The 12,238-nt window shown below is 53.3% G+C and carries 11 protein-coding genes; 10 read left to right on the forward strand and 1 reads right to left on the reverse strand.

Annotation, left to right across the window (positions count from 1 at the left end):
• Positions 1-104: 104 nt before the first annotated feature.
• The 7 genes from JFU47_RS04085 (at position 105) to JFU47_RS04115 (ending at position 7,976) form a co-directional block, all read left to right on the forward strand.
• The gene (locus JFU47_RS04085; protein ID WP_342215351.1) at positions 105-821 is read left to right on the forward strand and encodes an AraC family transcriptional regulator; all 717 of its coding nucleotides are present in this window, start codon (positions 105-107) and stop codon (positions 819-821) included.
• Between the two features lie 200 nt (positions 822-1,021).
• On the forward strand, positions 1,022-1,945 hold the full coding sequence (locus tag JFU47_RS04090) for a LysR substrate-binding domain-containing protein (RefSeq protein WP_201181127.1): 924 nt from the start codon (positions 1,022-1,024) through the stop codon (positions 1,943-1,945).
• Positions 1,946-2,486: 541 nt separating this feature from the next.
• Positions 2,487-3,350 (forward strand): alpha/beta fold hydrolase, encoded by an 864-nt coding sequence (locus JFU47_RS04095; protein ID WP_201181128.1) that lies wholly within the window; start codon positions 2,487-2,489, stop codon positions 3,348-3,350.
• Between the two features lie 189 nt (positions 3,351-3,539).
• The gene (locus tag JFU47_RS04100; protein ID WP_242485053.1) at positions 3,540-4,766 is read left to right on the forward strand and encodes an MFS transporter; all 1,227 of its coding nucleotides are present in this window, start codon (positions 3,540-3,542) and stop codon (positions 4,764-4,766) included.
• Positions 4,767-5,104: 338 nt separating this feature from the next.
• The gene (locus JFU47_RS04105) at positions 5,105-5,851 is read left to right on the forward strand and encodes an SDR family oxidoreductase (protein WP_201181132.1); all 747 of its coding nucleotides are present in this window, start codon (positions 5,105-5,107) and stop codon (positions 5,849-5,851) included.
• A gap of 160 nt (positions 5,852-6,011) precedes the next feature.
• A complete protein-coding gene (locus tag JFU47_RS04110; RefSeq protein WP_201181133.1) occupies positions 6,012-6,896 on the forward strand; it encodes an alpha/beta fold hydrolase in 885 nt (294 codons plus the stop codon).
• A 306-nt stretch (positions 6,897-7,202) separates the two neighbouring features.
• Complete coding sequence (locus JFU47_RS04115) at positions 7,203-7,976, forward strand: enoyl-CoA hydratase-related protein (protein ID WP_201181135.1); 774 nt, start codon at positions 7,203-7,205, stop codon at positions 7,974-7,976.
• A gap of 44 nt (positions 7,977-8,020) precedes the next feature.
• On the opposite strand, the gene JFU47_RS04120 is transcribed toward JFU47_RS04115, so the two are convergent.
• Complete coding sequence (locus JFU47_RS04120; RefSeq protein WP_201181136.1) at positions 8,021-8,950, reverse strand: LysR family transcriptional regulator; 930 nt, start codon at positions 8,948-8,950, stop codon at positions 8,021-8,023.
• A 79-nt stretch (positions 8,951-9,029) separates the two neighbouring features.
• On the opposite strand from JFU47_RS04120, the gene JFU47_RS04125 reads away from it, so the two are divergent.
• The 3 genes from JFU47_RS04125 to JFU47_RS04135 all read left to right on the forward strand — a co-directional run bounded on the left by JFU47_RS04125 (position 9,030) and on the right by JFU47_RS04135 (position 12,217).
• Entirely contained in the window at positions 9,030-10,292 is a 1,263-nt protein-coding gene (locus JFU47_RS04125; RefSeq protein WP_201181143.1) for an acyl-CoA dehydrogenase family protein, read from the forward strand.
• Between the two features lie 68 nt (positions 10,293-10,360).
• Complete coding sequence (locus tag JFU47_RS04130; protein WP_342215352.1) at positions 10,361-11,419, forward strand: phosphotransferase family protein; 1,059 nt, start codon at positions 10,361-10,363, stop codon at positions 11,417-11,419.
• Between the two features lie 45 nt (positions 11,420-11,464).
• On the forward strand, positions 11,465-12,217 hold the full coding sequence (locus JFU47_RS04135) for an SDR family oxidoreductase (protein WP_201181146.1): 753 nt from the start codon (positions 11,465-11,467) through the stop codon (positions 12,215-12,217).
• The last annotated feature ends 21 nt before the right edge of the window (positions 12,218-12,238 follow it).

Genomic DNA, 12,238 nt, shown 5'->3' on the forward strand with positions numbered 1-12,238 from the left:
ACATAATTCGTCGCCAATATGACAAGAGGCCGTTGTCCTTCATGACAGAGTCAAAGAGCAACGAGCCAGAGGACTATCAACACGTATCTCGAGACATTACCGGGATGCCACGAGATCAATCCGCCGGTAGCTATAACGCACCACATCACCATGTACGTGGACAACTCCTTTACGCAGTCTCTGGTTTGATGAAAGTCAAAACTGAACATGGGCTGTGGCTGGTGCCTCCCAACAAGGCGCTTTGGATTCCTCCAGGCATCGTCCATGACCAACTCATGATGACGTCAGTAAAAATGCGGACGATTTATGTTGCTCCAGAAAAATCCGAGGTGATGGGCAGCACCTGCAGGCTATTGGAGGTATCTGCTTTGCTTCGCGAACTCATCGTCGAGTTTATTCTGGAGCCGATTGAGTACGATCTTTCGGGCAAGGGAATGCACCTTGCTGCACTCATTCTGCTGCAAATGGCAGAAGCTGCCACGGTGCCGCTTGCCATTCCGTGGCCCAGTGATCGTCGGCTTCTAGTCGTTTGCAGCGCAATCCTTGCTCATCCTGACCAACCAAGAACGATTGAATATTGGGCAGATGAGGTAGGTGCCAGCTCTCGCACCCTCATCAGACTTTTTGTCAAAGAAACGAAATTGACCTTTAGGCAATGGGTGCAACAAGTCCATCTGGCCGAAGCGCTTGATAGGCTCGAACGTGGAGAGGCTTTGGGGAGTGTCGCTCACTCTCTTGGCTATGCGAGCCCCAGCGCCTTTACTGCACTGTTCAAAAAAATCATGGGGGAGTCTCCCAGGGACTATATGGCCAGAAAATAAACAACCACAACGGGCGCGACCAACACAATAATCGTCACGTTGCACGACCATCATTTCTGTCGTAACGCTGAACGAAAGTCATTTAAGCGAGAAAACCCTAAGCTAAATCGTTCATTTCAGCTGGAAAAGGACTACATTCGTTCGGGTGTATGCCCCCAAGACTTGCAATGGGCAGGAGGCCCTACCGTAGAGCCCTTCGTATGCGAGCGCCTGGCCATCTCAACGCCTTAAGAGCCTTCGAATCTGCAGCGCGCCATTGCAGCTACATTCGTGCGGCAGAAGAACTGAATGTATCTCCAGCCGCCGTAGGGCAATTGATCAGGGGCTTGGAGGAAGCGTACAACGTCGTCTTGTTCCATCGCTCACGCAGCGGCCCTGCTCGCCTTGTTCTTACAGATGTAGCGTTGTCCATTTTGTTGGAGCTACAAGGCGGGTTTGACTTACTAGGCGCGGCGGTGGAAACGTTGAAAACCGGGGGCGCCCAGGTGTGCATCAACGTGACATCTTCTCCCGCTTTCGCAGATAAATGGTTGCTCCAGAGGGTGGAGAACTTTCAGACGCTCTTCCCTCAATATGAGCTCCGCTTAGACAGTAATATACGGCTCGTAAACTTCGCTACGGAACGCGTCGATTTAGGAGTTCGCTTTGGAAGCGGTCAATGGCCAGGCCTCGTATCCACCCATCTGATGAGAGACGAGTTTTTCCCCGTATGCAGCCCCTCGCTGTTACTTGACGAGCACCCACTGACGTCCATAGAAGCGCTTGCGTTTCATCCCCTGCTGCATGATGTATCGATGCGCGATTCGCCAGAGTTTCTGACATGGAAAACGTGGCTACAACACATAGGACACGTTCACGACGGTGTGGAGCGCGGTTTGCAGATCAACAACTCTGCAACCGTCATTCAATCGGCTATCTGTGGGTGCGGCGTGGCGCTTGGTAGACGTTCACTCGTCGCGGCTGATCTTGCTGCAGGGCGCTTGATCAGACCATTTGGAGATGCTCAACCGAGTATTTTTTCGTTCTACATCGTGGCCAGAGAAGGCATCCCGATTAGCGTCGCGGCAGAAGCCTTTAAGCAATGGCTTATAGGACAGGCAAAAAAAGAAACCCCCTCGGATTAACCTCGGCTGTTTCGATCAATTCGATCAATGGAAAGTTCTCAATCGAGACCTAAGCCCTGCTACGTAGCAGGGGCTCAGGCGAGCTTCTATCAATTCCTCTGTTCGGCGATGACGCCTTCCCCTCTCGCACGAATGTGAATGGGAGACATCATCGGTTTTCACAGAGAAAACTGATTCGAGTTACCAGGTACCGGCTGTTGAACCAACATCAACCACCATGACAGTCCCGCTGATGAAAGAGGAATCGGTCAGGTACCGCACACGCGAGGCATGTGCCAATGCGAGTACGAACTCTGATTGATTTTTTGATCGAACAAGAGCAACACCTCTTCGCGCCGTTGATCAGACATGCACCCATTTTTGCCTCCGACAATTGGAGTCGCGACTCTGCAGGGCCCTAAAAACAACGCGCTTAGCAGGCAGGAAAGTTTTTCTATCTGACTAGGACAGATCTTCTGATTTGTCCCGCAATTCCGGTATGGCGATAGTGAGTCACCGAAAGGCACTCATGAATTCCCGCCCATACAGGAAGCTGAACACCATGAAATTTTCATCCGTCACTGAAGGTTTTAAGATCGCTTATGAACGTTCCGGCTCAGGTGATCCGGTTGTACTGCTGCATGGTTGGCCAGGCGATCACACCGACTACGACCACCTGGTTCCACTGCTGACCGACCATGCCGATGTTCTGGTACCTGACCTGCGCGGCTTTGGTCAGTCGGACAAACACGATGCTGATCCAGAACAAATCTATTCCGGCCAAGGCCAAGCGCGTGCGGTCATTGCCTTGATGGACGAGTTGGGCATCAAGAACGCAATTGTTTGTGGCTACGATGTGGGCAGCTTCATCTCTCAGACCATCGCTTCGATGCGTCCAGACTTGGTAAAAGCGCTGGTGGTGTCCCCTCCTCTGCCTGGCGCCGGCGACCGTGTTCTTGAGCTTAAGGAAGCAATGGAATTCTGGTACACCAGTTTTCATAATCTCGAGCTCTTTGGAACACTTGTCGATGGCAAGCGTGACGCAGCTCGCGCCTACCTTCATCACTTCTGGTCTCACTGGTCGGGCCCTAGCTACGTCGTTGATGAGAAGCGTATCGATCACCTGGCAGACGTGTACTCCCCACCTGGCGCGTTTAACGCATCGATCGCTTGGTACCGCTCTTCCGGCAACCCAGTGACCGCTTACGCCACTGAAGTCGCTCCAGCAGCTGCCGATCGGCTGAAAACTCCGACCACGATTTTGTGGCAGGAAACTGATCCGATTTTCCCGATTGCCTGGTCTGACCGTTTGGACGACTTCTTCGTCAACTACACGCTTCAGCGCTTGCCAGGTGTGGGTCACTTCACACCGCTTGAAGCAACCGAGACCTTCGCTGCCGCCATCCGCGACTGGCTCAACAAGTAACGCTAACAGTCAAAGATTCGATCGTTAAATCTGAACAGCTCGGCTGGCTCATTGAGTCAGCCGACGCTGATCGCTGCACGTTATTCGAGACCCACGGACGATCAAACCTGGGCCGCTTAAGACCCAGCGAAGCTGCCAACTTTTGGAAGAAATTCGTCTGATGGATCAGCAAACATCGGAGCGTGTCAGATGCCAAAGTCAAATGCCTTTACCAAGCCGCCTTCACCGCTTCTGGCAGGGATTGGTTTAATCATCCTTGCACTGGCCCTACGCCCGGCAATTATGTCCGTTGGCCCTATCCTTTCAAGCATTCAGCAGTCGTTTGGGCTCAGCTACACCCAGGCGTCCATGCTCACTTCGATTCCGAATTTGTGCATGGGATTTCTTGCACTGCTCGCCCCGTTTCTCGCCAAGCGTTTTGGTACGAACTCAACCATCATTGCTTCGCTGGTGCTGTTAGGGCTTGCCACGGCACTGCGTGCGACTGTGGGTACTACATCAGCCCTTTTGTTCAGCACTGCAATCATCGGCGCTGGGATTGCTATCGCAAACACGCTCGTGGCTGGATGGATCAAGCAAAACTATGACAGTCGCGCAGCATTGTTCATGGGTATTTTTTCGACAGGACTCAGTGCCGGCGCACTCATCGCGACCTCAAGCACTCTGGCCATTTCCACTGTGTCCGGCTCCTGGCGAATGGGGGCTGGCGTATGGGCAGTGCTGAGCATATCCGGCACGCTGGCATGGTTACTCATGGCCAGGGCACACCCGTCTCCGACTAAAGCAGAGGGCGGTGGAACGTCGGTGAAACTCCCTTGGGGAAATCCCAAAGCCTGGCTGGTCGCGCTTTACTTCGGTTGTAGCCAATTTCTGAGCTATGCGGTGTTCGCCTGGCTTGCCCCGTCAATGCTTGAAATGCAGACGTCCACCATCAAACCCGAGTTCTTGTTGAGCGGATTTACGCTAGCGTTCACCGTGGCAAATTTCGTGATGGGATTGATAGCGGGTAGCTCTCCAGATCGAAGGGTGTGGATCGCAATTAGCACGGTCATTACGATCGTGGGTATCGCAGGCCTGGCCTTCGTCAGCACGATCTCGCCCGCTATTTTTATCTTGCTAATAGCCGTGGGTTTAGGTGCCGCACTCACCTTAGGACTTACACTTCCTCTGGATCACACGAGCTCGGCAGAAGAAGCAAACGCATGGACAGTTTTCAGTAGTCTCATCGGCTACCTGATCGCCGCCATCGGGCCCTACGGCTTCGGCGCACTTCGAGATTTGTCAGGCGCGTTCACCATCCCGTATGTGCTTTTGTTTGTGGTCTCGTTACTGATGCTCGCACTGACTCCGTTGCTAGGGCCACGTGCTATCCCTTCTGGCACTTTTGAAAGCTCACCAGGCAATAAGGTGATCTGAACGCAGCCGCTGCCTCGCTGATAGTTAAGTCTTGTAGCCTTGGGGCGGCACTGCACGCGGCATGTATGCATACGACCCAAAATGCTGGATGAGTATCTGCTTGAAGTCTTGGCATTAAAAAGAAGCCCGTCGGTAAACCCGGCGGGCTTTTTTTGTCCTCTGACAGCAGGCTAACCGGTCGCCGAACGCGACAAACTGCACCTCTTACGACCACCCAAGTTTTTCTTTGCATGCCGCACAGATCTTCTGATTTGGCAGTAGTCAGGATCGCGCCGATAGTAGGTTCATGCAGTCAAAACCGCCTGCACTCAACCAGCCCATACTAATGGAGCAACATCATGAAACTGACCAATAAAGTAGCTTTGATCACTGGCGGCACCTCAGGTATCGGCCTTGAAACTGCCAAGCGCTTCCGTGATGAAGGTGCCCACGTCATCGTTACTGGTATCAACCCGGCTCGCCTGGAAGAAGCCAAGAAAGAACTCGGCCCGGAAGCAATGGTCATCTCCGCCGATTTGCGTAAAGTTGCTGAAGTGGATCGTGTTTTCAAAACCATCAGCGCCCGCTATGACCATATCGACGTGCTGTTCGCAAACGCCGGTGCTGGCACTGCCGCGCCCCTGGAAGCTGTCACCGATGAGCAGATCGACGACCAGTTCGCGCTGAACTTCAAGGGCATTTTCTTTACCGTTCAAAAAGCTTCGCCTTTGTTGGTCAAAGGTAGCAGCGTGATCCTGACCACCTCGTTCCTTAATCGCGTTGGCGCTCCAGGGTTGTCAATTTTGTCCGCCAGCAAAGCTGCAGTTCGCTCCCTGGCACTGACCTTGGGTGCAGAGTTGGCCCCACGTGGAATTCGAGTCAACGCCATCAGCCCTGGCCCAATCAGCACACCATTCCACGGCAAGCTGGGTCTGTCGGACGCTGATTTGAGCGCCGTTGCCGCCAGTATCGAAGCCCAAGTACCACTGGGTCGTTTTGGTGAAGCCAATGAAATCGCCAGCGCTGTTGTCTTCTTGGCCAGCGATGATTCGTCCTTCATGACTGGTTCAGAAGTCATCGTTGACGGCGGTATCTCGCACTTCTGATTGACGAGTAAAAGTTTGAGGCTGCCAAAGGCCCCACATCCAGGTTTTCGAAAGGCCTCAGAGTAATTCTGAACAGGGTTTGACGATGGACTGCGGGGCTCGGAGCTGCTTGTACGTTTTTGATTTAAATCCATTTATATTGATTAAAGAGGTTTTTGACATGACTACTTCAGCTCTAACCAACAGTGTTGTCACTCAGTACGTCGAAGCAGATGGGGTAAAAGTGTTTTACCGCGAAGCTGGCGACGTCAATGCTCCAGTCATTTTGCTGGTGCACGGCTTTCCTTCGTCGTCCCACCAATACCGTCAGCTGATCCCCCTGCTGGCGAAACACTACCGAGTCATCGCTCCCGATCTGCCCGGTTTTGGATTCACAGAAGTACCGTCGTCACGTGAGTACGTTTATACATTTGATAGTTTGGCTAAAACGCTGGGCGATTTTGTCGATACGTTGAATCTGAAACGATACGCCCTGTATTTCTTCGACTATGGCGCACCAACGAGCCTTCGTTTGGCGCTCGCTCATCCAGAACGTGTAACAGCTTTGGTATCTCAGAACGGTAATGCTTACCTTGAAGGTCTGGGTGATGCTTGGGCGCCTATCAGAGCTTACTGGGCGGATCCTACAGCTGAAAACCGCAAGGTGATTCACGACAACGTACTCAATCTGGACGGCACGCGTTGGCAGTACCTGCATGGTGTTTCCAACCCTGATGCGGTCGCTCCCGAGTCGTATCTGTTGGATGACCTCTTGATGCAGCGTCCAGGCAACAAGGAGATCCAGCTCGACCTGTTCCTCGATTACGCCAACAACCTGAAACTGTATCCAGCCTTCCAGCAATTCTTCCGCGACACCAAATTGCCAGCGCTGGTCATCTGGGGCAAGCACGATCCGTTCTTCATCCCACCAGGTGCAGAAGCATTCGCAACCGATAATCCGAACGCGGTGATTGAGCTTCTGGACACCGGGCATTTCGCGCTGGAAACACATGTGGATTACATCGCGGATCGAATCATCAAAGTGGTCGGCAAAGCTATCGTCTGATAGCCCTGCGCCGTATCGACACTCGTCATGAATGATGAGTGGTGACTGACAACTGGGGTGGTAGAGAGATATCTCTACCACCCTTAGTTTTGAGCAGAAATCGACAACCGAAAAATGATCTGAACTGGGCGTTTTGAATCAGCCCGATGCCTCTGTGCGACCTATGTTTTTTTCTACGAAACGAACACATTTAAGTGTCCAGGGTGCCCTCATTGCTAATGCGAAATCATTAAGCAATATGGAGTCCAATGAATATGAAAGCAGGCAAGCGGATTTGTATAGAACGACCCCCCTAGCTATTGGCGTGTGGTTGTCGCCCCCCCGCTCAACATCTTTGGCCCCAAGACGGTACCCGACCTGCAAGAGGTCATTGACGCGCTAGAGACGGATCCCGAAGTAAAGGTCGTGGTCTTTGAAAGTGCGGTGCCCGGATTTTTCCTGACTCATTACAACTTCGTCCCACCGCTTTCTGATTCCACCGAGCTGCCAAACGGGCCAACCGGCATGCATCCTTTGCCCGATATGCTCACCCGCTTAAGTCGTGCGCCGGTCGTTTCCATTTCCTTGATCCGCGGGCGTGCTACAGGTGTCGGCAGCGAACTGGCACTCGCCAGTGACATGCGCTTCGCAAGCCTGGAAAAGGCGCATCTCTCCCAATGGGAAGTGGGCGCGGCATTGGTTCCAGGCGGTGGGCCTATGGCAATTCTTCCAAGACTCATCGCACAAGGCCGCGCACTCGAGGTTCTGATGGGGGCCAACGATATCAACGGTGAGTTGGCTGAGCGCTACGGCTACGTCAACCGGTCGCTGCCTGATGCCGAACTGGACGAATTCGTCGATACGCTCGCCAGGCGAATCGCCACCTTCGACAAGACAGCTCTAATCGAGACAAAGAAACTGGTGAACATTGCCCGCCTGCCACCTGTAGAAGAAATTGCAACCGGTTGGGCAGTGTTCATCACATCGGTGCAAGGCGTGAAAGCGCAACAGAAAATCGGTCAGTTGATGGCGATGGGGCTGCAGGAGAATGCCGACATCGAAGTCCGCTTGGATTACCACACAGGTACGTTAGGTAAATAAGCTGGCCAAAAGCAAGGTGCCCAATCTGGACGCCTTGCTCCTGGTCACGGATCCAGATGTATAAGACCCGCGCCGAGGGCCTTCAGCACTGTATTGCGCAACCAAACGTTGGCAGGGTTTTTATCCCGCTCTTTGTGCCAAAACATATGCAACTCGACAGGAGGAATAGGCACAGGCAGTTCATGGATGTGATTGTTGAAAACCACGTTCAGCTCAAGGGCAAGGCTTCGCGGGATGGTGAGCAGTAGATTGCTTTCAGCGACCAAGCGATACGCCGACTGATAATGCTGAGCGCGTACTGTGATTCGTCGATGAATACCTAGCCTCGCAAGTTCCCAATCTTCGAGACTGCGCCCTGCCCTGCGAGACGACACGGTGACATGTTCAGCTGCCAGATAAGACGCATGATCTATAACACCGGGATTGCGACTCACGACGACAAAATCGTCCTTAGTCAACGACGTGTGCATGAGTTGCTCATCCGCAGCCTGTGCAACATCAATCACGCAATCGAGCTTGCCAGTCGCTAAGTCGGATTTAAGTGACGATCGATCGACCCTTACGCTGGCAATGCGAATATTTGACGCTTCCTGATGAAGAGCACTCACCAAAATCGGAAGCAATGTTGGCTCCACTTCGTCATTCATGGCCAAGGCGATTTGTTCAACGTCGCGTGCCGGATCAAAATTTTCACTGCGTCTGGAGGCTCGTTGAAAATACCGCAGCCCTTCCTCTACATCAGGCCAGATGCGCTTCGCCAATGGGGTAGGAAGTACGCCCTGAGACTCACGCACAAACAGAGGATCTTCTAGCTGCTCGCGCATTCGCGCTAATGCATGACTGACCGCTGATTGGCTAACGCACAGGCGCTCGGCTGCACGCGTCAAATTGCGCTCTTGATAGATGATCGCAAAGACCCGAAACAGATTCAGGTCGAGTTTTTCGAGGCTTACTGAGTTATTAATCTTGTTCATAACCTTAGATGAGCATTTATCACTTCGCTCATCATACACAGCTTCGTAGGATGACCGCATTCAACCAGAGCGCCTTGCCATGTACTTCGAAATGAGCCCCAAAGGACGTGATTACTTCACTCGCGTTGTAGCCTTCATCAGGGAGGAAATTGAACCGACTGAAGCATCTTACTGGGCTGAGGTCGCGGCTAATTGCCCCGGTGGCGACTGGGGCCAGTGGAAGGTTCCGCAGCTCCTCGAGGAGCTGAAGGCTAAGGCTCGCAGCCAAGGGCTTTGGAACATGTTTTTGCCTGACGAATCGCTTGGTGCCGGCCTTTCAATCCAGGACTACGCGCTGATTGCCGAGCAAACAGGTCGCAGCCTGATAGCCCCAACAGTTTTCAACTGCAACGCTCCAGATACTGGAAACATGGAAGTGCTCTGGCGCTACGGCAGTGAAGAGCAGAAGCAACGTTGGCTCATGCCTCTGCTGGCTGGCGAAATTCGGTCTGTGTTCTGTATGACAGAGCCTCAAGTAGCCTCTTCTGATGCCACCAACATGCAGGCTACCGCTATCGTCGAGGATGGTCAGATAGCCCTCAATGGCCGTAAGTGGTGGGCAAGCGGCATAGGAGACCCGCACGCAAAGGTTGTCATCTTCATGGCTCACACACCGGATGCCAGCAAAGATCGCCATCATCAGCACTCAATGGTGCTGGTTCCACTCGATACACCGGGTGTGAAAATTGAACGCATGCTGCCGGTGTTCGGCGAATACGATGCTCCGCATGGCCATGGCGAAGTGAGCTTCACGGATGTACATGTCCCGATCGATAACTTCATCGGTGGCCCAGGAATGGGATTCGAAATTGCCCAAGGCCGTCTTGGCCCAGGACGTATTCACCATTGCATGAGATGCATCGGTGCTGCAGAAAAAGCGCTTGAACTAACCATTGATCGAGGCATGCAACGCTCTGCGTTCGGTAAACCTCTTCTAAGTTTGGGCGGCAATCGCGAGCGAGTGGCCGACGCGCGCATCGCGATCGACCAGGCCCGACTTTTAACACTATACGCCGCCTGGAAAATGGACAAATTGGGCACCTTCGCCGCAATGACCGAGATTTCCGCAATCAAAGTGGTTGCTCCAAACGTGCTGCAGCAAGTGGTGGACATGGCCATCCAGTTACATGGCGGTGAAGGCTTGAGTCACGATGTACCCCTGACGGCTTTCTTCGCTCAGGCTCGAAGTCTTCGCCTGGCGGATGGCCCGGATGAGGTACACAAAGGTGTCATTGCGAAGGTAGAGATCGCGAAGCGCGGCTTTTCAAAGTCGAGTGCAGGCGCCAAAGGAGCGAGCAAGTGAGCAAGCATGAGTCCAGTCTTGACACTGCCACCGCCCCTAGCGAAGGCGCAAGTGCTAGCAGGACGGTCATCGATCAGGGTGGAGCGGTTCGCCCTGGAGAAGAACTTGACGTGCCAGCAGTTGATCGCTGGCTCAAGACCCAACTCGACGGTTTGATTGGCCAACCCAAGGTTACTCAGTATTCAGGCGGTGCGTCCAACTGGACATACCGGCTGGAGTACCCTGATCGGGACTTGATTTTGCGTCGCCCTCCGACAGGCACTAAAGCTGCCGGCGCACATGACATGGCGCGGGAGTACCACATACAGCAGCAGCTCAAGTCGGTATATCCCGTCGTGCCGAGTATGGTTGCGCTGTGCCAGGATCAATCAGTGATTGGGTGTGATTTCTATGTCATGCATCGAATAGCTGGAATCATCCCGCGCGCCAACCTCCCCCGCGACCTTCAGTTCACAGCACCCCGTGTCAGAGAGCTATGCCTAAACATGCTGGATCAGCTCGTTGCGTTGCATCAGGTTGATTACCACCAGGCAGGACTTGAAAATCTGGGCAAAGGTGAAGGCTACTGCAAGCGGCAAGTCGAAGGCTGGGACGCTCGATATGAGAAGAGTCTGACGTGGAATGTTCCGTCGTACCGCAAGGTGCGTGCATGGCTCAAAGCCAATACTCCACTCGACAGCAAGACTTGCATCATTCACAACGACTGGCGGTTCGACAACATAGTGCTGTCCGCACAGCATCCAACCCGTGTGATTGGTGTTCTGGATTGGGAAATGGCCACGCTCGGTGACCCGCTGATGGATCTGGGCAGCATGCTTGCCTACTGGGTGCAGCCGGACGACAACTTCCTATTCCGTGCTTCGCGACGACAGCCAACTCAATTGCCTGGAATGCTAACCCGCCAGGAAGTGATTCATTACTACCAACAGAAAACCGGCACGACTGCTGAACACTGGTTGTTCTATGAGATTTTCGGCTTGTTTCGATTGGCGGTCATCATTCAGCAGATCTACTACCGCTACCACCACAAGCAAACCCGCAATCCAGCGTTCAAACATTTTTGGCTGATGGGGCATGCGTTGCACAGACGCTGCCTGCGCCTGATTCGACAGAGTACAAAGGTATAACCACATGTTGTCTGGAGCTGCGAGCTCAGACAACAGGAGACTGACATGTTGCAAAAACGTAAAACCGTACTGATTACGGGAGCGAGTTCGGGCTTAGGTGCTGGTCTTGCCCATGAGTTTGCAGCCCGTGGTTACAACCTTGCCTTATGTGCCAGGCGCACTGAACGGCTAACAGAACTTCAAACCAGGCTGGGTGCGCATTATGACGTTCGTATCGAAGTGCGCACGCTTGATGTAAACAATCACGAGCAGGTCTTCGAAGTCTTTCAGGACTTCCTAAGTACCTTCGGTAGCCTGGAGCGAATCATCGCCAACGCTGGCGTCGGCAATGGTCGACGGATAGGTACCGGCCACTTCGCTGTTAATCGGCAGACGGCAGAAACCAATTTCATCGCCGCACTGGCTCAGTGTGAAGCTGCCGTAGAAATCTTCCGGAAACAAAACTCAGGTCACCTCGTGGCAATGTCGTCAATGAGCGCCAAGCGAGGATTACCGAAGCACCTCACAACGTATGCGGCAAGCAAAGCAGGCTTAGCCTTCCTATGCGAGGGCATACGTGCTGAGTTGCTAAACACGCCCATCAAGGTCAGCACCATCTACCCGGGATACATTCGCACTGAGCTCAATGCCGGGGCAAAGAAGCTGCCGTTTGAGGTCGACGAAGACATTGGTTGCCACGCGCTCGTGCGTGCAATTGAGCGCGAACCAAATAGTGCTTGTGTCCCTGGTTGGCCGTGGAGACTGGTTGGGATCTTGATGCAGGTTCTGCCACTGCGCTGGGTTGCCCGTTTCAGCTGACACCTTCCGAAACTCAATGCC

Origin of the sequence: Pseudomonas sp. TH39(2020) (genome assembly GCF_016650715.1) — a bacterium.
In the GTDB taxonomy this organism is placed as follows: domain Bacteria; phylum Pseudomonadota; class Gammaproteobacteria; order Pseudomonadales; family Pseudomonadaceae; genus Aquipseudomonas; species Aquipseudomonas mandelii_C.